Here is a 23,829-nt window from a genome sequence, read left to right as displayed (position 1 = left end):
TTTATAGTCCCCACACCGCATCACGGATCAGTTCGCTAACCGTGGGATGAGGGAAGATGATCTGCTTCACGTCTTCGATCCGCAGTTCCTGTTCTATTAGAGCAGCGCCGCCCCAGATAAATTCCGAAGCGTAGGCGCCAACGGCATGGACTCCCAGTATGCAACCGGTAGCGGCATCGGCGATTACCTTTACTGCTCCCTGCCCGGTGAAAGTGTTTTCCGCAGCAAAACGGCCGGAAACCCGCATGGGCAATGACGCCTTGCGGATAGCGATTCCCTTTGCGGCTGCTTCCTGTTCGGTCATTCCTACCCCGGCGGCTTCGGTGACCCCATAAACCGCCCAGGGTACGGCGTTGTAGCGCATTCGGTTGGAAGTCCCGGGGGCGCTGCCGTCCAGGTTCGTCAGTATATCTGCCACCGCGACTTCCGCCATACGATAGGCCGAATGGGCCAGGAGGCTTTTCCCGGTTACGTCCCCGGCAGCCCAGACGCCCGGTATGTTGGTCCGCATCCGGTCATCCACGTTGACCCCCTTGGGTGTCAGGTCCAGCCCCGCAGCTTCGGCGCCCCAGGTATTGAGCACCGGCCGGCGGCCCACAGCAACGAGCACTAAATCTGCTTCCACGGCTTCAGGCGCCTTGCCCTTGGGGGTAAAGTGAACCGTGGCCCCCTCGATCTTTTCAACCTTGCAGCCCAGCTTAAAATTAACCCCCGTTAAGGCCCGGCGGAATAGGGGCGCTTGCTCCTTGTCCATAAAGGGGATGATCTCATCCATCATTTCTATGACCGTAACTTCCGATCCAAAACTGGAAAAGAGGCCGGCGAATTCTACCCCGATAACCCCGCCTCCAATGACGGCGAGCCGTTTGGGTACGGAGCTTACGCCGAGGAGCCCGGTGGAATCCACCACCCGGGGATTGTCCTTTGAACCCGGTATGGGTGGGATAGCCGGAACGGAGCCCGCGGAAACCAGGATAGTCCGTCCCTCATGCTCTTCGGTTCCGCCGCCGCTCAGGGTTACTTTTACTTTTCCCGGCGTACTTCCCCTGGGAGGGGTGAGAATTTCCCCCCGTCCGTTGGCTACATCCACGCCGAAACGTTTCATCTGCCCGGCAATTCCTTCCCGCAGTTTTGCTGAAACTTCTTCCTTCCACTTTTGGATGACCCCCCAGTCAAAGGAAACATCCGCAGCGGTAACGCCGAATTTTCCCGCCTCCTTTGCGTGGACGTAGAGCTTAGCCGAGTTGAGTAGGGTCTTGGTGGGGATGCACCCCACATTCAGGCAGGTCCCTCCAAGGTGTTGTTCTTCTATTAATAGGACCTTCTTTTTATGGTGTCCCAGCCGTTCCGCCGCGAGGTATCCCCCGGGGCCGGCGCCGATGATTATGGTATCGTACATTGTTAACCCCTTATATCGCCAGGGTGAGGTCGATGTTCGCCACCGCCTCTCCCAGGGCTTTTAGAAATTTCGCCGCCGGAGCGCCGTCCACCACCTGATGGTTGATGGTCAGGCTGAATCCTATGTGGGGCAGGAACTGAACCCCGCAGCCGCCTTCTTCAGCGGTCTCCACGGGCTTAAGCTCGATATTGCAGACCCCCAGGATGCCCACCTCCGGTGCGTTGAGCACCGGTGTGAAGTTGGAAACCCCCAGGCTGCCCAGATTGGTTACCGTAAAGGTGGACCCGGAAAGTTCATTGGGCTTGACCCCGCCGCCCTGGCAGGCCGTTGCCAGCCGTTTCGCCTCGGCGGAAATCTGCTGCAGCGACAGGAGATTGGCGTTCCGGATTACCGGCACCATGAGGCCCCGGGGCGTATCCACCGCCACCCCCAGATGTACCCGCTCAAAGGTTTTCAGGGTATCCCCAACTTTGAGGGCATTCATAAAGGGATACCGCGGCAGGGTCCGTGATACCGCGTAGAGAATCAGGTCGTTAACGGTGATCTTGGAAAGCCCCAACCCTTCGCCTGCTCCCTTCATCCGGGCCCGCAACTCCTGGAGCCGTACCGCCGGGGCGCTTCCGCTTAAGGTGAACTGGGCGCTTTCCGCCAGGGACTGGTGCATACGATCCGCGATAAGCTTGCGTATTCCCTTGATGGGTGTCTCGGTGATGGCCCCTTCGCCTAAGTTGGCAGCCGCGGCTGCAGGAACCGGCGCCGCACCAATGCTGCCCGCTCCGCCTGCCGTACCGGCCTGGGTTGCCGTCAAGTCCGCCGCAGTAACTCTGCCGCCAAGCCCTGACCCTGACGCCGGTACCGTTCCGCCTCCTGCCGTTAAAGCCGCCTTGGCCGCAGCGCTAAGGGCAGGCCTGGTTTGCAGGGCCGCCTGTATATCCCGTTCAATGATCCGCCCATCCGGACCTGTTCCGGCAATGCCGGCAGTAGGAAGGCTTTCCTTATCCGCCAAGTGTCGTGCCCGGGGAGAAATAGCACCCCCGGATATAGCACCCCCGGATATAGCGCCCTCTCCCTGGCCCACCACATTTGGTGTGGCCGCCGAAACGGGAACAGCCGCCGCAGCGGTAGCCGTGGCGCCGGCGGGAGCGGAGGCCGCCTCCGTTGCACCGCCTACTGCGGCAGCCCAATCTTCCCCGGGCTTACCGATTACCGCAATGGGTTCCAGGACGGGAACATCGTCTCCGTCCGCCCGAACGAGTTTGAGAACCGTTCCGGTTTCCCCTGCGGGGACCTCAAAGGTGGCCTTATCGGTTTCCACCACGCAGGCCACGGAATCGGCGTCCACCGAATCCCCTTCCTTTACCTTCCATTCTACAAGGATACAGGATTCCACCGTATTGCCCTGACGGGGCATAATCAACACATGCGCCATACACGCTCCTTATATAGTTTAATTTCTCACCGGTAATTCTAAGTTTTTTATTCCCGCGCTTTCACGCCGAACCGCAATTCCCGCTTCGGCTAAATCCCGAGCCGCCCCATCCCCAAGCCCGTCATCGGTGATGATGAGGTCCAAGTCCGACAGGGGCAGTACGGTCGAGAAGCCGAGTTTTCCGTATTTACTGGAATCCGCCACCAGCACCGTAGTTTCCGTGTGGACCTTCATGGCCTTAACGATCTCCGCCCCTTCCATCAGGTGGGTGGTGATCCCCCGTTCCAGGGTAAAGCCGTCGGTTCCCACAAAGGCAAGCCGTACGTTCAGCCGGGCAATGGTTTGGAGGGCAATGGGCCCCACCAGGGATTCCGTAGGCCGCCGGAATTCGCCGCCGGTCATAGTAATCTGAAGATTGGGATTCATCCGGGCGTAAGAAAAAACCAGGGTTGAGTTGGTCACGATATGAATGTCCCGTTTCCCCATCAGATACCGGGCAATCAGGGCGGTGGTTGTCCCCGCCTCAATCATGATCACATCCCCATCCTGTATCAAGGCGGCCGCCGCCCGGGCTATGGCGTTTTTCTGTTCCGGCCGCTCCCGCTGCCGCTCCATGATATCCCGGTGTATCGCCGGCGTGGCTCCGCCTCGAGTCCTGTTGAGCCAGCCCTTGTCCTCCAACTCCTTCAGGTCCCCCCGGATAGTCACCTCGGAAAGGCCCAGATCCTGGGCCAGCGCGGCCACCGTCACGGCGCCGTTTTCCGAGAGCTTCCCAAGTATAGTTCTTTCCCTTTCGCTTAATTCGGATATCATTTGCCTTTCTCTTTCGAAATACTTACGAAACTGTTGTGATTATATATCGATATCCAGAAAAACGCAAGTGGTTATTCCTAATTTGGAATTGCTGAGACGTTTGCCTGAAATATCCGCCAAAATTTTTATATATCGATTGTGGGTCAAAATCGCACTCCCAGCCGATAATCATAGGTATGCGTCTTAAAAGTATGGTGTTTGCGGGGATTATTTTTCTTCTTGGAATAGCTCAGGCTTCCGGGCAGGATCTGTCCGTAAATATTGAGGATCTGCGGATTGAACAGCGGGTGGATGGCGGATTCCATCTATTTATACGAAAGAAACCCGGTATTAATTCGGTTCTGCTAACCGAATCTACCAAGGACCCTTCCTTTAATGAAGATAATTACGCCTACCGTGCCGCAGCATGGAACCCCATAAACGGTGACGAGCCCCGCATACTGAACGGCGTCCCCATACCCCGGGAAACCGGCATCTGGTCCATCGTCGATTCAAGCCCGGAGCCGGATTCCCAGTTTGGTCAGGCTTTCCAGCTCTATATTCCCTATCTTCTTTACTACGGTTACGCATCGACCCGTCACGGGGAGGTCTATGTGGTGGACGGAACCTACCTTAATATACGCGCCTTTGCCCTACCCTACGGTGATTACCGGGATCGCTTCCGGGACAATCCCTTTGTGGTGCGGGTTACCCAGCAGCCCCTGGCCGGTCCTCCGGAGGGGAACTATATGAAGGATACGGTAGATTCCTTTGCGGAAATTGTTGACGGCAGGGGAGAACTTGTTTATTCAAAGGGGCCGGATGACCTGGTGGAGAAGATTGGGGAAATCCTGGAAAAGGAAAAGGGCAAAAAGGTGGATCTGGTCATCTGCCTGGACACCACGGGAAGTATGCGGGACGATATCGACTCGATCCGGGAACTCCTTATTCCCCGCCTGGAGGAACTCATTGCCGAATTTGATGGATTCCGGATCGGTATGGTTCTTTACAAGGATTATAATGAATTATACCTTACCCAACTTGTTCCCTTTACCGATGACTTTGGGAAATTTCGGACCACCCTGAATGCCATCCGGGTTGGGGGCGGCCGGGATATTCCCGAGGCGGTCCACGAAGCGCTTTACGAAGGTTCAGTTAAATTCCCCTGGAACGCGGACACAAAAATGATAATCCTCATCGGTGACGCGCCCCCCCATCCACGGCAGCGGGGTAAGATCTCTAAGGACATGGTGATTAAGGCCATGGATGATCGGGGTCTAAAGCTCAATGCAATTATTCTACCCCAGTAGCTCCCGAATTTTGTCCGCCACGGCATTGCCCAGTTTGGTGTGATCCTCCCGGCTGTAGTGGAGGCCATCCCGGGGGTTCAGGGTAAACTTGAGGGGGGCGCAGTCGATAAAGGCGCAGCTCCGGGATGCCGCTGCCTGCTTGTAAAGGTAGGAGAATTCCAGGCTTTTTTCGTATGCCTGGGGACCAAAATCGTGACCGAACATACACTTGCCTATATCGGGGCTTACCGGAGCGGGGGCTATCACCAGGACCTGGGGCGCCGGATAACCATAGTATTCCTGCTGGGCGGTGAGGATAAGTTTATCAAGCCCCCGGCTTATTTTCCGGGCGCTCAGGTTAAACATCTGTTTAAGTTCATTTGCCCCAAGCTGTAGTATCACCAGATCCAGAGGCGCGTTTGCGTCCAGGGTCTCCTCCAGGCTTGCAAGGCCGAGCCGGTGGGGCTGATAGGGATCATCCCACACCAGGGTACGGGCGTTCAGGGTATTTTCGATGATGCGGTATTCGCTTCCAAGAAGTTTTTGCGCCAGCCCGGGCCAACGGACCTCATAGGGCATACGTTTAACGATACCGGTTGGCAGATCATAGGAATCGGCGTCCCATCCCCAGGAATTTGAATCTCCAAAGCAGAGTATGTGTTTCACGAGCTTCTCCTTACAATATTATTCAGAAGTACAGTTCCGCGGCGCCTGTGGATCGGATCCGGAGAACCGTAACCGAATTGGCGCCGAAAACGGCTTCCATTTTCAATTTATATGCATCCATGCGGTCCAGGGGGATATAAACCTGGATGGTTCCCGCAAAACCGCCTCCATGGACCCGGCAGGCGCCTAAACCCGCAGCTTCGGTATCAATAAAATTCCGGGTTAGGGCCAGGGCTGTGGAGACCCCCTGTTTCTCAGGATGTTTGGGGGAATAGATATTCTGCAGCAGTTCCCAGGAGGAATCCCCGGACTGGTTGACCAGATCCAGGAAATCGGCGATGGCCCGTTTTTCCAGGGCGGCAAGCATGGCATCCACCCGCCGGTTCTCGTCGAAGAAGTGTATGGCCCGCAGCAAAGCCCGGTCTCCGGCAGCCTTTCGGATTTCCGGGGCCTTGGCCAGAACTTGCTCCAAGGTGACTTCCCGCAGCACTGCTTTGCCAAGAACGGCGGCTGCGGCCTTCATTTCGGCGGGAATTGCCGTATAATCCGGGGTCAAGTCGGCATGGCTCCCGTGGGTATCCACCACACAGAGGGCGTACCCCGCAGAGGCGGGATCGAAGTTTATCTGTTTTACCCGGGGATGGGCGGGATCTTCAAAGTCGATGGCCACCGCCCCACCGGAGGCGCAGGCAGTCTGGTCCATCAGGCCGCAGGGTTTTCCAAAGTAGGTGTTTTCCGCTATCTGCCCAATCTGGGCAAGTTCAAGGGCGGATCGTTTCCCTCCCCCGTAGAGACTGTCGAAAATGCGTCCAAAGAGAACCTCCACCGCCGCGGAGGAGGAGAGCCCCGAACCGGATAGCACCGTGGATGCGGCATTGGCGCTAAAGCCTCCAATTGCCACGCCACGCCGGGTTAATTCCGCTGCGATACCCCGGACCAAGGATTCGGTACTTCCCCTTTCTTCCGGCTTGCTTTCCAGGTCTGATGAACCATCGGTCTTTGCCAGATTTACCGACACATCGGGGTAACCTGTGGAACGGAAGAAAACCTTTTTGTCCAGCCGGGGCGCCACAATAGCCACCGAATCCAGTTGTATGGAAGCGGCCAGTACCTTCCCCCGGTTGTGATCCGTATGATTGCCCCCCAGCTCGGTACGACCGGCGGCGGTAAAAACCCTAAGTTCCCCCGGTGTTTCCGGAAGTATCCCCTCAATAAGACCGGTATAACGGCGCCTTGCGGTTTCCGCCTGGCCCGGGCCATAGAGATCCTCAAAAATACCTGCGGCTTTAGTGGTTTGAATAGCTTCGAGCAACGCCTTTCCGGTCATAAAAAACCCCCATTCCCTGCAATTATACCGGAATGGGGGTAAAAATTGTAATATAGAAATTAGCTAAAGTTCCAGGAGTGTGTTCAAATCCAGTTCATCATCGTCACTTTGAACTGCGGAGGGGCTTACATTCGCGGGGACCTGCGGAGCAGGGCTTGGCTGGGGAGTACTGTCTGGTACGGTGGTTTCCGGTGTATTTTCCCGGGATGCCACATAGCGTCCCCGGAGTTCCCTGGTTCTTGGCTGGTCATCGGTTCTCTCATCCAGTTTGACATACACATAGGGGATCTCTCCTTTGAAATCTACCCTATAGGTTTCGTTACCGTATTCGGTAAATTCGCCGTATTGCCGGTCTTCTCTGAATACCAGGTAAAAACGGTTATCCGCCGAATTTTCTCTGAAAGTCAGGGTATGTTCATCCACATCATCAAAACAAATTTTCAGCGTCCGGGGCCCTCCGGGAATAGCGGGATCAGTATCGGGTATCAGTATTCCCCCCGTATCTTTTGGAATTATTATTTTTTCTTGGGCATTAATTTCCTTAATCATACCCTCGCCGCCCTGGTATATTTCGATATCAATTTGCATACCCTTCCCGTGTTCCAGGGTAATACCGGATGAAATAAAGTATTGGAGATCCCGTGTCTCATAGGCGCTTTTGCCTATCAGTTCCAAAATACCCCGGGTAACTGGCCGCGCGGGGATTTCCGGTGGCGGCGGCGCCGCCGGGCGGGCTTCCCGGGTAACGGGCGCTTCCTTCCTTACCGGAGGCAGCGGAGCCGGAGCCGGAGTAGGCTCAGGAGGCGGTGGGGTTTTGCACCCAACCAGGACTCCGGCGAGAAAAATCCCTAACGCTAAAAATATGGCTGTACTTTTATAAGTCATTTGACTCCTCACCTAAATTCCGATAATCCTATTAAGATTATCGGAAAAAATGATGAGCAATTTAGAGTAATATTGATAAGAAGGGGCACATTCCTAATCTTCGCGGTTAACCCTGAATCCGATTGGTTTTGATACCGGTGGATTTGCGATAAAACGATTCAATGCCTGAAGAATATCCTCTACCCGTTTATCATTGTTCTCAATATAGAGCAGCAACAGCTTGCGCAACTCCATAATTTGTTCGTTTGTACCGGTCTGTGAAAGCACATACTGACGCATTTGAATAAACACCCGCATTATTTTGATATTTACATCTATCGCGGTATCACTTTTCAAAACACTGGACAGCATTAAAATACCATGTTCGGTAAATGCGTATGGCGCAACCCGTCGTCCACCCCTCTTTTCGTCGATTTTTGAGGTCACAATTTGTGACCTCAAAGTTTGCCATTCATCTTCGGTCAATTGAAACATGAAATCCAACGGAAACCGCCCAATATTCCGTTTTACCGCTTGATTTAGCACCTTGGTTTCAACTTGGTACAAAGCGGCCAAATCGCTATCGATTATCACTTTACACCCACGGATCTCGTGGATCAGGGTATGTATGGGTATTACTTCGTCCATAATTTATTATCTTACCTATATTCTCCTTAGCAAAGGAAAAAACGTTATAAAAGTGACATATGTCACCCCCATTTAGCTTTGCCGGACTAGGTGGCGTTCCATCTATACATATTTATATTGAATAATCCCCGTAAAAGATGGATATTAATATATATATACATTTTGTGCCGCCTCTAAGGAGCGTTTGATGAGTGATACCCAGTCCGAAGGACCCGGAAGCGATAAGAAGAAACCCAAGAATTCGGGACCCCAGTTTCCCTTTGGAGGTCCTAAGCTGCCGGATCCAAAGCGTTTTGGCGGATGGCGGTTTTCCATCGTGTACATCCTCATCCTTGTTGTGGCGATGAGCCTTTTTAACTACGTATTCCTGAATAAGGTTAACCCCACGGTCGATTTTTCGGAGTTTAAGAACAAGATTGTCGCCGGGGAAATTAAGCGGGTGGAGCTGACCGATTCCTACTTTACCGGGTATACCACCCTCCAGCGATCAACCCCGTCTTCTACCCCTAGCCTCAGACCTTCCTACGGGGCATCCTCTGAGCCGGTCTACCGGACGGTTCCCATCAATGACCCTGAACTTGTCAAGCTCATGGATGAAAAGGGGGTCTCCTACTACGCAGTTTCCCGGGAGGGAAGCACGGTGCTCAACATCATCTTTAGCTGGGTCCTGCCCATCGCATTTTTCTTCTTTATCTGGCGTTTCCTCATGAAACGGCTGGGTAATATGGGGGGCAATGTCCTTTCCGTAGGTAATTCCCGGGCGGTGATCGTAGCCGAGGGGGATATTGCAACCCGGTTCCCCGACGTGGCCGGTGTGGACGAGGCTAAGGATGAACTGGTGGAGGTGGTGGACTTCTTAAAAAATCCAAAAAAGTACACCGACATAGGGGGTAAGATACCCAAGGGGGTGCTTTTAGTGGGGCCTCCGGGAACCGGGAAGACCCTACTTGCCCGGGCGGTAGCCGGAGAGGCGGGGGTATCCTTCTTCCGCATGAGCGGCGCTGACTTTGTGGAGATGTTTGTGGGTGTCGGGGCAGCCCGGGTGCGGGACCTCTTTAAGCAAGCCCGGGAAAAGGCGCCCTGTATCATTTTTATTGATGAATTGGACGCCATCGGCAAGAGCCGGATCAACAATATCGGCGGGGGCAATGATGAGCGGGAGCAGACCCTGAACCAGCTCCTGGTGGAGATGGACGGTTTTGACGCCACCAGCGGCCTTATCATCCTGGCGGCCACCAACCGCCCGGACGTACTGGACCCGGCGCTGCTCCGGCCCGGCCGCTTTGACCGCCAGGTCCTGGTGGACCGGCCGGACCTGAAGGGCCGGGAAGCTATCATCCGTATCCATTCCAAGGCGGTAAAGCTTGATGCCGCGGTGGATCTTGCCGCCATTGCCCGGGTTACATCCGGTTTTTCCGGGGCGGATCTTGCCAATATCGTGAACGAGGCGGCCCTGCTTGCCGTACGGGGAGGCAGAAAACTGGTGGAGCAGCAGGACTTTAACGAAGCTATCGAAAAGACCGTGGCGGGGCTCCAGAAAAAAACCCGGGTGCTGAAACCGGCGGAGCGCAAACTCACCGCGTACCACGAAGCCGGCCATGCTCTGGTTGCCGCCTTTACCCCCGGTTCCGATCCGGTGCAGAAGATTTCGATCATTCCCCGGGGTTATGCCCTGGGTTATACCCTGCAAATGCCGATTGAGGATCGCTACACCATCACCCAGTCGGATCTACTGGGACGGATCGACGTACTCCTTGGCGGCCGGGTTGCGGAAGCTATGGTTTCCGGTGAGTTTTCCACCGGCGCTTCCAACGATCTGACCAAGGCTACGGACATAGCCCGGAAGATGATAACCGATTACGGTATGTCGAACCGCTTTAAAAACGTGGCTCTTACTACCCGCGGAATGCGTATGCCCGGCGATGCGCCCCAGGAACCCACGTTCCACCGGGAGTATTCCGAGGCAACCCAACAATATATTGATGAGGAAATCGCCAAAATCGTAGAAGAACGTTATGTTGGGGTAATGGCGACTTTGGGGCGGAACCGAAATGTGCTGGATGCGGTGGCTGCCCAGCTCCTTGAAAAGGAAACCCTGGACGAGAAGGAATTCAAAGCCCTGGTGGGAGAAGCTCAATCCTCTCCGGTAGAATCCTGAAGGTAGCGGCCTTTAAGGTCTTTCACCATCGTTACATAATCATCGGTCATATTATCCAGGCGCTCTACCAGAGCCGCCGCTGCCTGATCGGGTATCGTTCCTTCGGGCATTAAAAACTGAAAAGGTTCTATTTTCAGCGCCTTTGAAAGCTTGACCAGGGTCTTCGGGGAAAGCCATTTTTTGCCGCTTTCCAGGTCATTGATAAAATTATGAGTCAACCCGGCCCTAACCGCCAGTTGTAATTGGGAAATTTTTTGTCTGGCCCGGAAGCGCTTTAAGTTTTTACCCAATGTAGCCCGAATTTCGGCTTCAAAGATATCATTCACCATCTCGAGAATCTCTGCTTTAATCGATGTTGTTGCAAATAGCCATTGGATACGTTATGTCGCTGATAGTTTGGTGACAATGCCTTTGGAGAAGAACCTAGTTAGCGGTCTTGACGGGTAAATTGTTCAGGATCAATATTTCCGGCCGGTATTCAAAATGCATGGTATCAAAAAAGAGCCATTTCCCGCCCCAGATGAAGCCGTAGTCCTCAAAGGCTTTAATCACCGCCTCCGGAGGGCTGGACCGTCTTTCGTAGGGTACGGCCCACCATGCGGGAAAATTTTGCGCAGTCCAAAGCCAGTAGGTTTGCAGCCCCCCATAGGATGTTGGGAGCAGATCAAGCGCCGTACCATAGGCGTGGAAACTTCTGCTTTGGGTATCGGCAATGCTCCGCCAGTTCCACCCCGCCAGAGAATCAAGCCGGTTCATCCACTGCCGTACCTGGGCATTGGTTTTAGCCGTATTCAGAATCCGTTCTTCCACCAGGGCTAACTCTTCCATAATTGAGTAATGGACCATCACGCTTCTGCCCAGGAAACGGATAGTTTTTACCCGGTCGTAGGACTCTTCCCTGGTAGAAGCCCGCCAGAGGGCGTCATAAAAATGCTGGGATCGCTTAGGGGGATTTGCCGCCCGTCGCTGGGCGGAATCTTTAAACCGCTCCGTCTCTTCCGGGGTCGGGTCTTTCCAGGGGGGTAATTCTGCGGGATAATTATAAAAAGGTTGGGGATCATATTCGGCATACCGGTTCCGGAGATTTTCCGGGAGCAGCCGCCCCTGGGCATAATAGAACCAGGTTTCGCCAACCTGCACCGCCCAATCTCCCGTATCCGCCGTTGAATTTTCACGGAATTCCGCCGCTCCGATGCGCCCCGGATAGGCCGCAGCCAGGGCTTTCATAACCGTCTCCCCCCGGTTCGGCAACACTGGCGGCGCAGTCTGCGCAAAACCCCTCCCGGCCAAGCAGAGTAAAGCAACTATGATGTAACACAAGGACATATCCGGATACTATCACAGGACCCGGATTTTGTGATACACTCCCTAAAAGTAATGCGACACTAGCTCACCCGGATAGAGCATCAGCCTTCTAAGCTGAGGGTAGTGGGTTCGAGTCCCGCGTGTCGCGAACGACAGTGAGCGACCCGCGGGACTCGAAGGGTGCGAGCGCCGACCGGAGGGAGGAAGAGGCGGCAGGATGCCGCCGGACGCGTTAGCGTCCAGTAAATCCATTCCTCTCGGCAAACGGCCCGAAGGGACGTATGCCGCCGGCAGCGAACACCCCGGCCTGGAAGGGTGAGGCATGGATGCCGAACCCCGGAAGGCGAGTCCCGCGTGTCCCGTAGGCATCAAATAAAAATTATTTATCTCCATAATATCTACAAATTTTTGTCATATACTAAACCTGTAAACAAAAGGCAGGTATTGGATGAAAAAAACCATTATTACGGCTGGAATCCTCATAGCGCTGGTTTTTGCTCTTCCGGGGTGCAGGGTGAAAGCCCAGGGCCTTTCCGGACAGAAAACAGACAGGTTTGAGGCAGTTAGCGGTTCCCCTAGAGCTGATGGCAGCGGCGCCGCTGTTGCCAGGATCCCCGCAGCGGCTGGATCAGGTCCGTACCGGAACCCGGCCGAGGTACAGGGCGGTGAACAGATTATTGCCACTACCTTCAGTTCCCGCCGCTATGTGCCTATCACGGTTCAGGTTGGGATTCCCGTCAAGTGGACTATTTCGATGGAACAGGGCAGCCTGAACGGCTGTAACGGAGCCATGATAATTCCTAAGTTCAATGTCCGTCAGCGTCTGAAGGTCGGGAGTACGGTGGTGGAATTTACCCCCACTGAAACCGGGAACATAGCCTACTCCTGCTGGATGGGGATGATCCGGAGCACCATCACTGTGGTGGAGAATTTGTCCGCCGAAAGCTCAGGCTCGTTCCGGCCGACCCTGTACCGGCCCGGGCAGGCGATGCTGCGGACTGCAGCCCTTGAAGCGGATGAGGATGATTTTTCCGGCTTCGGCGGGCCCGGGGGCTGCTGCGGCGCCGGCGGGTTTGCCTTTGGCGAACCGGGGTTTGAAGACCCGGAAGGGGACGATCCCTACCGGACGCCGGAAGATTTTGATGATCAGGGGGATGCCCTTACCCAAAACGGATTTGGCCGCGGCGGCTGTTGCAGCGGTGGTTCAAGAAGATTGTGAAAAAATACATTGATAAGGATGAAAGGATGAAAAGATACGTATTATTAATTGTAGGGACCTTACTGGTTTTGGCAGGCTGTAACCGGGTACAGACCGGCGGCCGGGAGTCCGACGAGGCTTTGGCGGCTTTTAACGCCATTGTTAAAGCGAATCCGGATCGAAAGGGCTATCATGATGCCCTAAAGCATTGGGGGCTCTCCCTTCCCGGGGGCGCTAAGTTTGAGTGGACCAAGGATACCGGGGCGAATAACATTGACTTTGCCATGGTGATCCCCGCAGAGCCCTTTATCCGGGCAGGGTTGGATGTGAGCCGCCTGGACGGGACCGGCTATGTGTTCCAGGCAGCCAAAGTTGAGGGCGGGGAAAACCTGCCGGATTTGTTGCTGCATCCGTACAACGTTAGTGATAAAAAGCAAAACGCCCAGGGTTCCGAGGATGCCCTCCGGCGTATCCTCAAGCAGAAGAACGGTATGGTAAAATACCATGGGGAACTTCAGCACTACCGGCTCTTCCTCTACGATGAAGGGGATACGCCCTTCGAGGTGCAGTGGACGGAAGAACTGGGTTTGAGCGATGCGGATATCACCTTTGTAATTCCCGCGGATCCCCTGACTGCGGCGGGGCTTGATATAACCCGGCTGGACGGTTGGGTTTTTCAGCCGGCGTCGATGGGCAGCGGCATGGGTATGGGAGCTAATCCCAACCAGTTGGTAGAAATATATACCCTGGTAAATTAAAGTAAATTTGGAGAAACTATGACCAGCAAAGTTTTAGTGATAGAAGGGATGACCTGCGCGGCATGCGCCAAGACGGTGGAACGGGTAACCAAAAAACTGCCCGGGGTTGCGGAGGCCAATGTGAACCTGGCCACGGAAAAGCTCAGTATCAGTTTTAATGATGGGGAGCTTACCATAAAGACCATCCAGGAGGCGGTAGAAAAGGCCGGGTACAAGGCTTTGACCCAGTCGGTAAGCAAGGCCTTCAACATCCAGGGGATGACCTGCGCCGCCTGCGCCCGGACCGTGGAGCGGGTAACAAAAAAACTTTCCGGGGTAGATGAAGCCAGCGTAAATCTGGCTACAGAAAAGCTGAACATTACCTTCGATCCGGATCTTCTGACCACGGCTATTATCAAAGCTGCGGTTACCAAAGCGGGGTACAAGGCCATTGAGGATGCCGACGAGAAGGATCTTGCGGGGAAGAAGCAGGGTGAAATTAATGCCCTGCGGAACCGGTTCATCTTTTCGGCGATTTTCGCTTTCCCCTTACTGTTCATTGCCATGGTCCCCATGATTTTGGAAGCCCTGGGGGTCAACCTGCCGGGTTTCCTCAATACCATGCGTTATCCAAAACAATTTGCCCTGATACAATTCTTGATGTGTACCCCGGTGATGATAATCGGGCGGCGCTACTATACCGTGGGTTTCCGTAACCTGGTAAAGTTCAGTCCCAACATGGATTCCCTCATCGCCATCGGTACTTCCGCAGCGTACCTCTATAGTTTCTACGGGGTGTACCAGATCTTCTTTAACGGTAATGTGGACTACGAACTTTACTTTGAGGGGGCCGCAGTAATCCTGGCGCTTATCACCTTAGGTAAATATATGGAAGCGGTTTCCAAGGGCAAGACTTCGGAGGCCATCAAGAAACTTATCGGCCTTGCGCCGAAACAGGCTGCGGTGATACGGGACGGAGTAGAAATACTGGTTCCCATTGACGAAGTGGAAGTGGGGGACATCGTGGTGGTACGCCCCGGGGAGAAGTTCCCCGTGGACGGCATTGTTACCGAGGGGCTCACCGCGGTGGACGAATCCATGCTCACCGGCGAGAGTATCCCTGTGGAGAAAAATATCGGAGATACGGTAATTGGGGCGAGTATCAACAAGAACGGTTCGGTCAAATACCGGGCAACCCGGGTTGGCAAGGACACCGCCCTGGCGCAGATCATCAAGCTGGTAGAAAATGCCCAGGGTTCCAAGGCTCCCATCGCCCGGCTTGCGGATATTATCTCCGGCTACTTTGTGCCCGTAGTAATAGTGCTGGCCCTCATAGGCGCCGGGGCCTGGTTTTTCTCCGGGGAGACCGTCGCCTTTTCTATCACCATCCTCATATCGGTGCTGGTTATCGCCTGCCCCTGCGCGCTGGGCCTGGCTACCCCTACTGCCATCATGGTGGGAACCGGTAAGGGCGCCCAGTATGGGGTGCTGATTAAGAGCGGTGTGGCCCTGGAAACGGCCCACAAGATCGGTGTGGTGGTGCTGGACAAAACCGGTACTATTACTGAAGGTAAGCCGACGGTTACCGACATCATCCTGACGGGCAATGAGCAAGGCGGTGCGGATACGGCGTCTGGTGACAAGTCCCTGCTGCAGTTAGCGGCCTCCGGCGAAAAGGGCAGCGAACATCCCCTGGGTGAAGCCATAGTCCGGGCGGCGGAGGAAAAAGGTTTAGAGCTTTTCCCGGCGGAACAGTTCCAAGCCATTCCCGGCCGCGGCATCCAAACAGTAATCCAGGGTAAGACGGTGCTTCTGGGAAATGAGAAGCTGATGGCTGAAAAAAATATCCCCCTGGGAGACGCCGCCGCCAATGCGGAGCGCCTTGCCGGTGATGGCAAGACGCCTATGTTCGTAGCGGTAGACGGCGCTCTGGGCGGCATCATCGCTGTGGCGGACACGGTTAAAGCAAGCAGCGCCGAGGCGGTGGAACGGCTCCACCGGCTTGGTGTCCAGGTGGCGATGATCACCGGGGACAACAAACGTACCGCCGCGGCTATCGCCAAACAGGTGGGTATTGATACGGTTCTGGCGGAGGTACTGCCGGAGGACAAGGCGGCGGAGGTAAAGAAGCTGCAGGCGAGTGGTAAGAAAACCGCCATGGTCGGGGATGGTATCAACGACGCTCCGGCTCTGGCTCAGGCCGACGTGGGTATGGCCATAGGTTCCGGTACCGATGTCGCCATGGAATCCGCCGACATAGTTCTCATGAAGAGCGACCTGCGGGACGTGGCCACCGCCATTGAGCTTTCCCGCAAGACCATTGTGAACATCAAGCAGAATCTTTTCTGGGCCTTTGCGTACAATACCCTGGGTATACCCATCGCCATGGGCGTCCTCTACCTGTTCGGCGGCCCTCTGCTCAATCCGGTGATCGCCGCCCTGGCCATGAGCTTTTCCTCGGTCTCGGTACTGAGTAACGCCCTGCGTTTAAGGGGCTTTAAGCCATCAAAGTTATAGGATATTATTAACAGCATACTAATAGGAGATAGGAGCGATCATGAAAACGAACTTAAAAATTGACGGGATGTCCTGTGAACATTGTGTAAAACACGTTAAGGACGCATTGGAAGAAGTGGCCGGGGTCAGCTCCGCGGCGGTAAGCCTTAAAGAGAATTCCGCCGTGGTGGATCACGGGGATGCGGTAACCCTGGATGCCCTAAAGGCTGCGGTTGTAGAAGCGGGTTATGAGGTAGTGTGAACGCCGTCCTGGTTGTAGACGACGAACCGAAGATCCTCGATATTGTAAAGTCCTATCTGGAAAAAAGTGGGTACCGGGCGCTGACCGCAAAAAACGGGAAGGAAGCCCTGGCGGCGCTGCAGAGTAATGCTGTGGATCTCATGCTCCTGGACCTGATGCTGCCGGACCTTTCCGGCGAGGAACTGTGCCGCAGGGTACGCTCTGAATCGGATATGCCCATCATCATGATGACCGCCAGGGTTGATGAGGAGAGCATCATCAACGGGCTCCGTATCGGCGCCGATGATTATGTGACCAAGCCCTTCAGCCCCCGGCAGCTCATGGCCCGGGTTGCAGCAGCGCTGCGCCGCTCCGGCGGCGGACCAGTGGAAGGGCGGGTCCTGACCTGCGATGTCCTGTCGGCGGATACGGAGAACCGCCGGGTGAGTAAGAACGGAGTTGCCCTGACCCTGACCCCGAACGAGTACAAAATACTAACGCTGCTTATGTCCAGGCCCCATAAAATTTTTACCCGGGATGAGATTATCGATAATATCAAAAACGACGAGTACGATGGTTTTGACCGTACCATCGATTCCCATATAAAAAACCTACGGCAAAAAATAGAGGACGATACCCGGAACCCCCGGTATATCCTCACGGTTTACGGCATGGGGTACAGATTCGGAGGGGAGGTGTCTCTTTGATCAGTCTGAGGAACCGCCTGGCCCTGAGCTACGCCTTGTTTATCTGCGTCTCCGTTCTTGTTATGGGTTTTATCATCAACCGGTTTGCGGAGAAATTGTTTTCCGCCTTTGTTACGGAGAATATCAACACCGAAAGCAGGGAAATTGCCGATACCATTGCTGAACAGTGGGATCCCAACACCGGTAGTTTTGATGTGATCAGCGTAGAAGCCATGGGTATGTACTTTGTTCACCAGGGCTATATCGTATCAGTGGTAGACATTAAGGGTGAAATAGTCTGGGACGCCCGTGCCTGCGACATGCAGCAGTGCGCCATGGTGATCAACGAAATTATCGACCGGATGGAAAATGAATTCGGGGTAGGGGGATCGTTTCAGACAAATCAGTATCACCTTGCGTATCAGGATGTTCCTATTGGATTTCTTAATATTGATACCTACGGTCCCTTTTTTTATAGTAAAACTGAGTCCGCATTCCTATCGGGTCTCAATAATTTCCTGTTGGTATCCGGTGGCATCTTCATCATCCTGAGCATCCTGCTTTCCGTCTTTCTGGCTGCGGAGATTTCCAGGCCCGTCCTCAGGGCTTCCGAGGCAGCCCGGCGGATCGCCTGCGGAGAGCTTTCGGCGCGGGTTTCCGATCGTTACGGAACCCGGGAACTCCGCGAACTTTCACGGTCGGTGAATGATCTTGCGGCGGCCCTGGAGAACGGAGAACGCTGGCAGAAACAACTGACCGCGGATATTGCCCATGAACTGCGTACCCCCCTAACCTGTCTTCAGGGAAATATGGAGGCCATGATCGACGGCGTATGGGAACCCACGGCGGAGCGGCTTTCCAGTGCTTACGAAGAAATTTCCCGGCTTAACAAGCTGGTGGAGGATCTGAACCGCCTTTCAATCCTGGAACAGAAAAATCTCATCCTGCATAAAACTGAATGTGATTTGACAAAACTTGCCGGCGCCGCTGTGGAACGGTTCCGTCCGGCAGCACTGGAAAAGGGCATCGAGATTAAGCTTCTTAGCCCCGCGGTAATAACGGTTAACGCTGATTATGACCGGCTGACCCAGGTATTTACCAATCTTATTTCAAATGCCCTTAAATATACCGACCTGGGCAGTATTACCGTTACTCTATCAGAAACGCAGCAATACTGCGAAGTAAGTGTAGCGGATACCGGAATCGGCATGGAGGCGGATGAGCTGCCCCACATATTTGAACGGTTCTATCGGTCCGACAAGTCCCGGAACAGGAATACCGGCGGGGCCGGGATAGGGCTCTCCATTGTTCAGACCATAGTAAACGCCCATGGGGGGCAGATACAAGCGGAAAGCAGGACCGGAAAGGGGAGTGTATTTATGGTACGCCTACCCAGGGAAGTTTTGTAGGCCTGTTCAAAAAAGGCCTTTAGATTTTGGGAATGAAGGTATATTAGAATTTGTATCCGATAGAACTACCAAGTATCCATCCCTTTGGAAATGCATTTATGTCATTATTTTCACCGGCATAATAACCATTACTTAATCCCGGAATTTCCAGGTTGGTTATATAAGACACTTCCGGAGAAATTATAAATTGCCATGGAATTACCGGGACAATATAACCAATATTTGCCATTGGTTCAAGAAATATTTTATCATTATGGGATGTTATACTTTTATCGCCGTTCCGGTAGGATGTTGAATAGGTAAACCTTCCACATCCTAGACCAATGCCAAAACTACCAAAAAATGATTCGTTGATAAAATATTTATACTGCACATAAGGAACGCCTAAAGCGCCTCCCCAACTTGTATACCCATTATCATTTCTATTATCATTTAAGCTTCCGGTTGTATATAAACCAATAATTATATTTTCTGTTAACCCTATTTCTATTTTCATTCCATGGAATCGGGTATTATTAGACAATTTAGGCAGATTTGGATCTTGAATAGCTGAAAACTTATCAAAATTTCCAAAATGTATTTTCATAAAATAACTTATAGAAACATATCGTTTATTATTATCCTCTGCGTTTAATCCAATACCAAGAACAATAAGTCCTGCCAGTAATATAATTTTATTACGCATAATAGTCCTCGGATCTTAGGATATAAGGGCATCGTCAAATTTGTCAATAGCGGCTCCACTATCGGGTAGGTCTGTGCTCTTCAATTTGCCTGTTTTTTATGATACCCTTCTGGTATGTTTAAATTTCTCCATACTGCGGATTTGCACCTAGGCAAGATTTTTTATGAACACTCCCTTTTAGAGGACCAGGCGGTGATGCTGGATCAGTTGGGGGAGGTCCTTTCGGATACATCCTATAGCGCCCTTCTCATAGCCGGGGATATCTACGATCGATCCATCCCCTCCCCGGAGGCGGTGGCCCTTTTCGGAGGCTTCCTGGGAAAGCTCCGCGCCGCCCGGCCGGATCTGGCTATCCTTATCCTGCCGGGAAACCACGATTCCGCCCCTCGCTTGGGTTTTGGCCGGGAACTGTTCGCCAAGCTGGGTATCCATATTGCCGGCGGGCCGGAGCAGGGTTTCGAGCCGGTGCTGGTGACACGGCAGGGCGAAGGCTGCGCATTTTTTCTGCTCCCCTTCCTGTACCCCGGCTGTCTTGGCGAGCCTGAAATCGAAAGCTCATCCCCGGGGGATCCGGTCCGTTCCCAAGGCAGGCTCGCGGAAATTGCGGCGGCCCGGCTGGAAACCGCCCGTATCAAAGCGGTGGAGGCTGGGGCTTCTCTAACCGTCCTGGGGGCGCATCTCTTTACCCTGGGGGGCCGGGAGTCCGAGTCTGAACGGATTTTTCTCGGTACGGCGGAGCAGGTGGACGCGAACCTTTTTGCGGGCTTTGATTATACCGCCCTGGGGCACCTCCACCGTTTCCAAAAAGTTAGTTCTAATACCTGGTATTCCGGAAGTCCCCTGGCGTATTCCTTTGACGAGGCGTTGGACACAGCAGGTCCGGATCAGGAAAAAGTATTCCTGTCGGTTGAACTGGAAACTGGCGCCGGGCCTATCGTTACGCCCATCCCCGTGAAGCCCTTGCGGAGGCTCCGCCGTCTCCGGGGTTCCTTCAATTTTTTCTACCGGGATTCCATCAACGACCCGGTGGTGAAGGAAGCCGAGAATGATTACTTGGAAATCACCCTTACCGATACAGCCCTGATCGATAATCCCCTTCCGCTGCTCAGACCCCGGTTTCCCCAGCTTCTTTCGGTTAAGCAGGGGGAGGCCTTTGCGCGGCTTTTTGCCGGCAGCGATGATGCGGTTCCGGCGCTTACCGGCAAGAAGCGGAGCCCCGAGGAGGACTTTGCAGATTTTCTTACCGGCCTTTACGGGGAGGCGGACACGGAGAAGCTGGGACTGTTCGGAGAATTGCTTACGGAACTGGATCAGGGGGCTGAACAATGAGACCCCTCATATTAAGCATGGAAAATTTCGGACCCTTTGTGGGAAAGACGCTTATTGATTTTACCGTTCTGGATGAAATTTTTTTGATTACCGGACAGACCGGTTCCGGAAAGACCACCATCTTTGATGCGATTTGTTTCGCCCTCTATGGGACTGTCCCCGGCAGCCGGCAGGGGCACATCGATCGGCTGCGCAGCGATTATGCCGAAGAGACCCAGGAATGTCTGGTGTCCCTGGAATTTTCCATCGGGGAAAAACGCTACCGGGTTGACCGGAGCCCGAAACAGGAAAAGCTCAAGAAACGGGGGATCGGCGTTACCACGGTGGAGGAGACGGCAACCCTCTGGGAGATACTCCCCGGCGATGGGGTCATGAACCAAAGCCTGAGTTCCCGAAAGTCCGAGGCGGATCAGCGGATTCGGGATCTTATCGGCCTTTCGGCCCAGGAATTTTTCAAGATCGTCCTCCTCCCTCAGGGCGAATTTGCGGAGTTTCTCCGGCAGAATACTACCCAACGGCGGGAAGTGTTGAGCAAACTGTTCCCGGTGGATTTTGCGGTACGGGTACGAATCTTGGCTCAGGATAAGGCTAAGGAAGCGGCTGCCCTGGCGCGGGAGGCGGAGCATACCCTGGGAGAAATTGTTCGGCGGGTTTCCTTCGATACCTACCCGGAACTGCATAAACAGGCGGAGGAGGCATTAAAAAAAGCCAGAGAAGAGTCTCAGAAATTAGAGCAGGAAAGTGTCCGGCTTGGCAATTTACTTACCCTGGAAGAAAACCGGGAGACCCTTGAACTGCGGCTTGAACAGGTCGGGAAGGCGAGGGCGATCCTGGAAGCGGAGACATTATCAATAGAAGAAAAGGAATCCCGGCTTGCCCTGTCCCGGAAAGCCCAGCCTTTAGCGCATCACCTCGTCCTTGAAACGGAAAAGCGGGAGACCCTCTCTGCGGTCCTCACGGAGTTGGAGAAGGTCCGCGGGGAATTGACCCTGGCGGAACGGAAGCACCGGGATGCGGAATCCGCGGCAGCGGAGCTTCCGGCTCTGGAAAAGGAACTGGCCGGAAACAGGGAAAAACGTCCCGCCCTTTTGGAGATGACCGGAGAAGAGAAATCCCTGGCCCATAACCGGGAAGAGATGGAAAAGATCGATGCCGCCCTGAAGGAAGGCCGCCGGAAAATTGCCGCCCTGAAAGGGGGCCTGGAGGAAAAGGATCGGGTCATTGCGGAACGGAAGGCCCTGGCGGATCAAGGGACGGCCATCAATGACAGCTTTGACCGGGAGCGGGAACTCAAGGACCGGCTGATGCGTCTGCGGCAGGCGTCCGTTGAGGCGGAAGAACTGGGGAAGGAAGCCGCCGCGGCAGCAGCCCGAAACAAGGGCCTGGAAGCCCGGAAGGCGGAACTGGCGCAGCGGGTTCCGGTACTGCGGGAGGAACTGGCGGAAAAGGAAGCTGCGAAGGAGACAGGGGAGCAGGCGGATATGGCCGCCCATCTTGCTGCGGAACTGAAACCCGGCGCTCCCTGTCCGGTCTGTGGTTCCACAGGGCATCCCAATCCCGCCGCCGCCCGGGCGCCTGTCTTTGGTATCCGCGAGCGGATAGAATCCCTGCGGGGTTCCCTCAAGGATGCGGAGCGGGATCTTACCGCCCGGTCCACGGAACTGGAATCCGGAAACCAGGAGCTTGCCCAAATCCAGCGGAAACTGGACAGGATGAGGGAGAGCATGGGTCCCTTAGCTGAAGGGTTTGACGTCGCCGATCCTGTTCTACGGGAGATCTACGCCGCAATCCATAGCCCCGATAGGCCCCTGCCCCTGGCTGCGGAACTGAGCCGGCTTGTGGAGGCAAAGTCCCGGGGTCTTACCACCCTGGCGGCCCGGCAAAAAGAAGCCCGGTTGGCGGGGGACAGCGCGGCCGCCCTATACCGGGAACGGGAGGGACTTTTAACCCAGCAGATGAATATTGAGAAGGAAGCCTCCGGACTTGTGGAAAAATACCGGATTCTGGAAAAAACTACCGCCGAAATGGCGGAGAAACACCGTGGATTACTCCGGGAGTGGAACTTGTCCGGTGCTGCGGAAGCTCTGACCGTCCTGGACCGTGCCAATGAGAGCCTGGAGAAGCGTATCCGGGAAATCCGGGAGACCAGGGAAGCCGCAGGCCGGGAACTGGCCGCCGCCAAGGCCCGGGAGGAGGGGATCACGGCGAACCGGACCGAGGCGGAACGGCAGCGCCGGGAGGCCGCCGATGCATTGAAGGAAGCCCTGGCCGCTTCAGCTTTTCCGGATGCCGAAGCCCTGGGGGCCGCCATCCTGGACCGGGACACGGAGACCGTCATGGCGGCGTCGGTTGAGCGGTGGAAAACAGAACGGTCCCGCCTAAAGACCCAGGGGGAAGAGCTGGACCGGAGCCTGGAGGAAAACCGCGCTGCCCGGGCGCCCTTGGGTACGGCCCCGGGGGAACCGGCGGAACTCCGCGCCGTCCTGGAAGCCCTGGCCGCAGACCGTACCGCCGCCGAAGCCCGGCGGGATAGGGCCGCCGCAGATCTCGCCTCCCTGGAACGGGACGAAGCCCGGCTCCGGGAAGCCAAGGACCGGCACGAGGCGCTTAGTCAACGGGCCGCCCAGCTCCAGGCCCTTTCGGATGATCTGTCCGGAAAGAACCCCAAAAAGAAAGCCTTTGACGCATGGCTCCTGGGGCTCTACCTTAAAGAGGTAGCCGCCCTTGCCACTAAACGGCTGGAGCGGATGAGCGAGTTCCGGTATTCCCTGATCCTGAACAGCGAAGGCGAATCCGGCAGGGGTCTCGCCGGGCTGGATCTGGCGGTTTTCGACTCCCTCACCGGGAAGACCCGGCCCTGCGCAACCCTTTCCGGAGGTGAAAGTTTCATGGCATCCATCAGCCTGGCCCTGGGTCTGGCCGACTCCATACAGACCCGCTCCGGCGGCGTCCGGCTGGACGCAGTCTTCATCGACGAGGGTTTCGGCAGCCTGGACGATGCAAGTCTGGACAAAGCCCTGATCATCCTGGATGAACTTCGGGAACATCGTATGGTGGGCCTCATCTCCCACGTAGGAGAAATGCGTTCCCGCATCCCCAGCCGCATTGACCTCATCAAAACCGGATCGGGGTCACGGATAGAGCGCATTATGTGGAAGCCTTGAGGCTAAA

20 protein-coding genes and 1 tRNA gene are annotated in these 23,829 nt (G+C 54.9%); 11 read left to right on the top strand and 10 right to left on the bottom strand.

The window, feature by feature from the left end; translation table 11 throughout:
• Position 1 precedes the first annotated feature (1 nt).
• The 3 genes from lpdA to LQZ19_RS09345 are packed head-to-tail and all read right to left on the bottom strand — an operon-like array spanning position 2 to position 3,641.
• Positions 2 to 1,399, bottom strand: coding sequence for a dihydrolipoyl dehydrogenase (gene lpdA / locus LQZ19_RS09355; RefSeq protein WP_411047407.1), 1,398 nt, complete (start codon positions 1,397 to 1,399; stop codon positions 2 to 4).
• A 10-nt stretch (positions 1,400 to 1,409) separates the two neighbouring features.
• Positions 1,410 to 2,828 (bottom strand): dihydrolipoamide acetyltransferase family protein, encoded by a 1,419-nt coding sequence (locus LQZ19_RS09350; RefSeq protein ID WP_411047406.1) that lies wholly within the window; start codon positions 2,826 to 2,828, stop codon positions 1,410 to 1,412.
• An 18-nt stretch (positions 2,829 to 2,846) separates the two neighbouring features.
• A complete protein-coding gene (locus tag LQZ19_RS09345; RefSeq protein ID WP_411047405.1) occupies positions 2,847 to 3,641 on the bottom strand; it encodes a DeoR/GlpR family DNA-binding transcription regulator in 795 nt (264 codons plus the stop codon).
• A 176-nt stretch (positions 3,642 to 3,817) separates the two neighbouring features.
• Here LQZ19_RS09345 and LQZ19_RS09340 point away from each other — a divergent pair, with 176 nt between their 5' ends.
• Positions 3,818 to 4,930 (top strand): vWA domain-containing protein, encoded by a 1,113-nt coding sequence (locus tag LQZ19_RS09340; protein ID WP_411047404.1) that lies wholly within the window; start codon positions 3,818 to 3,820, stop codon positions 4,928 to 4,930.
• On the opposite strand, the gene LQZ19_RS09335 is transcribed toward LQZ19_RS09340, so the two are convergent.
• The 4 genes from LQZ19_RS09335 to LQZ19_RS09320 all read right to left on the bottom strand — a co-directional run bounded on the left by LQZ19_RS09335 (position 4,919) and on the right by LQZ19_RS09320 (position 8,414).
• Complete coding sequence (locus tag LQZ19_RS09335; RefSeq protein ID WP_411047403.1) at positions 4,919 to 5,575, bottom strand: GDSL-type esterase/lipase family protein; 657 nt, start codon at positions 5,573 to 5,575, stop codon at positions 4,919 to 4,921. The two genes, LQZ19_RS09340 and LQZ19_RS09335, sit on opposite strands and share 12 nt — an antisense overlap.
• 22 nt (positions 5,576 to 5,597) lie before the next feature.
• Positions 5,598 to 6,902, bottom strand: a complete 1,305-nt coding sequence (locus LQZ19_RS09330) for a galactokinase (protein WP_411047402.1) — start codon at positions 6,900 to 6,902, stop codon at positions 5,598 to 5,600.
• A 63-nt stretch (positions 6,903 to 6,965) separates the two neighbouring features.
• A complete protein-coding gene (locus LQZ19_RS09325) occupies positions 6,966 to 7,787 on the bottom strand; it encodes a hypothetical protein (RefSeq protein ID WP_411047401.1) in 822 nt (273 codons plus the stop codon).
• 93 nt (positions 7,788 to 7,880) lie between these two features.
• Positions 7,881 to 8,414, bottom strand: a complete 534-nt coding sequence (locus tag LQZ19_RS09320) for an ORF6N domain-containing protein (RefSeq protein WP_411047400.1) — start codon at positions 8,412 to 8,414, stop codon at positions 7,881 to 7,883.
• A 187-nt stretch (positions 8,415 to 8,601) separates the two neighbouring features.
• Between LQZ19_RS09320 and ftsH the strand changes: the two genes are divergently transcribed.
• A complete protein-coding gene (ftsH, locus tag LQZ19_RS09315) occupies positions 8,602 to 10,572 on the top strand; it encodes an ATP-dependent zinc metalloprotease FtsH (protein ID WP_411047399.1) in 1,971 nt (656 codons plus the stop codon).
• Here the strand turns inward: ftsH and LQZ19_RS09310 are convergent.
• Together LQZ19_RS09310 and LQZ19_RS09305 are read right to left on the bottom strand one after the other, a co-directional pair.
• Complete coding sequence (locus LQZ19_RS09310) at positions 10,548 to 10,901, bottom strand: helix-turn-helix domain-containing protein (protein WP_411047398.1); 354 nt, start codon at positions 10,899 to 10,901, stop codon at positions 10,548 to 10,550. The genes ftsH and LQZ19_RS09310 overlap by 25 nt on opposite strands.
• 94 nt (positions 10,902 to 10,995) lie before the next feature.
• Complete coding sequence (locus LQZ19_RS09305; protein WP_411047397.1) at positions 10,996 to 11,799, bottom strand: M15 family metallopeptidase; 804 nt, start codon at positions 11,797 to 11,799, stop codon at positions 10,996 to 10,998.
• A 152-nt stretch (positions 11,800 to 11,951) separates the two neighbouring features.
• On the opposite strand from LQZ19_RS09305, the gene LQZ19_RS09300 reads away from it, so the two are divergent.
• The 7 genes from LQZ19_RS09300 to LQZ19_RS09270 all read left to right on the top strand — a co-directional run bounded on the left by LQZ19_RS09300 (position 11,952) and on the right by LQZ19_RS09270 (position 18,644).
• A tRNA-Arg gene (locus tag LQZ19_RS09300) sits at positions 11,952 to 12,025 on the top strand.
• 300 nt (positions 12,026 to 12,325) lie between these two features.
• Complete coding sequence (locus tag LQZ19_RS09295) at positions 12,326 to 13,096, top strand: cupredoxin domain-containing protein (protein ID WP_411047396.1); 771 nt, start codon at positions 12,326 to 12,328, stop codon at positions 13,094 to 13,096.
• A 26-nt stretch (positions 13,097 to 13,122) separates the two neighbouring features.
• On the top strand, positions 13,123 to 13,833 hold the full coding sequence (locus tag LQZ19_RS09290) for a hypothetical protein (RefSeq protein WP_411047395.1): 711 nt from the start codon (positions 13,123 to 13,125) through the stop codon (positions 13,831 to 13,833).
• A gap of 18 nt (positions 13,834 to 13,851) precedes the next feature.
• Complete coding sequence (locus tag LQZ19_RS09285; RefSeq protein WP_411047394.1) at positions 13,852 to 16,329, top strand: heavy metal translocating P-type ATPase; 2,478 nt, start codon at positions 13,852 to 13,854, stop codon at positions 16,327 to 16,329.
• Between the two features lie 40 nt (positions 16,330 to 16,369).
• Positions 16,370 to 16,570: a heavy-metal-associated domain-containing protein gene (locus LQZ19_RS09280; RefSeq protein WP_010253854.1), complete on the top strand. Its 201-nt coding sequence runs from the start codon at positions 16,370 to 16,372 to the stop codon at positions 16,568 to 16,570.
• Positions 16,567 to 17,256: a response regulator transcription factor gene (locus tag LQZ19_RS09275; RefSeq protein ID WP_411047393.1), complete on the top strand. Its 690-nt coding sequence runs from the start codon at positions 16,567 to 16,569 to the stop codon at positions 17,254 to 17,256. The genes LQZ19_RS09280 and LQZ19_RS09275 overlap by 4 nt, the downstream gene beginning before the upstream one ends.
• The gene (locus LQZ19_RS09270; protein ID WP_411047392.1) at positions 17,253 to 18,644 is read left to right on the top strand and encodes a sensor histidine kinase; all 1,392 of its coding nucleotides are present in this window, start codon (positions 17,253 to 17,255) and stop codon (positions 18,642 to 18,644) included. The genes LQZ19_RS09275 and LQZ19_RS09270 overlap by 4 nt, the downstream gene beginning before the upstream one ends.
• Before the next feature lie 43 nt (positions 18,645 to 18,687).
• Here LQZ19_RS09270 and LQZ19_RS09265 read toward each other — a convergent pair whose 3' ends face one another.
• Positions 18,688 to 19,329, bottom strand: coding sequence for a hypothetical protein (locus LQZ19_RS09265; RefSeq protein WP_411047391.1), 642 nt, complete (start codon positions 19,327 to 19,329; stop codon positions 18,688 to 18,690).
• A 114-nt stretch (positions 19,330 to 19,443) separates the two neighbouring features.
• Here LQZ19_RS09265 and LQZ19_RS09260 point away from each other — a divergent pair, with 114 nt between their 5' ends.
• Both LQZ19_RS09260 and LQZ19_RS09255 read left to right on the top strand, forming a co-directional pair.
• A complete protein-coding gene (locus LQZ19_RS09260) occupies positions 19,444 to 20,658 on the top strand; it encodes a metallophosphoesterase family protein (protein WP_411047390.1) in 1,215 nt (404 codons plus the stop codon).
• Positions 20,655 to 23,822 (top strand): AAA family ATPase, encoded by a 3,168-nt coding sequence (locus tag LQZ19_RS09255; protein WP_411047389.1) that lies wholly within the window; start codon positions 20,655 to 20,657, stop codon positions 23,820 to 23,822. The genes LQZ19_RS09260 and LQZ19_RS09255 overlap by 4 nt, the downstream gene beginning before the upstream one ends.
• The last annotated feature ends 7 nt before the right edge of the window (positions 23,823 to 23,829 follow it).

Source organism: Treponema primitia (genome assembly GCF_046533075.1).
Classification (GTDB): Bacteria; Spirochaetota; Spirochaetia; order Treponematales; family Breznakiellaceae; genus Termitinema; species Termitinema primitia_B.
Note: the sequence above shows the minus strand (reverse complement) of the source record. Positions and strands in the feature narration are given on the sequence as shown.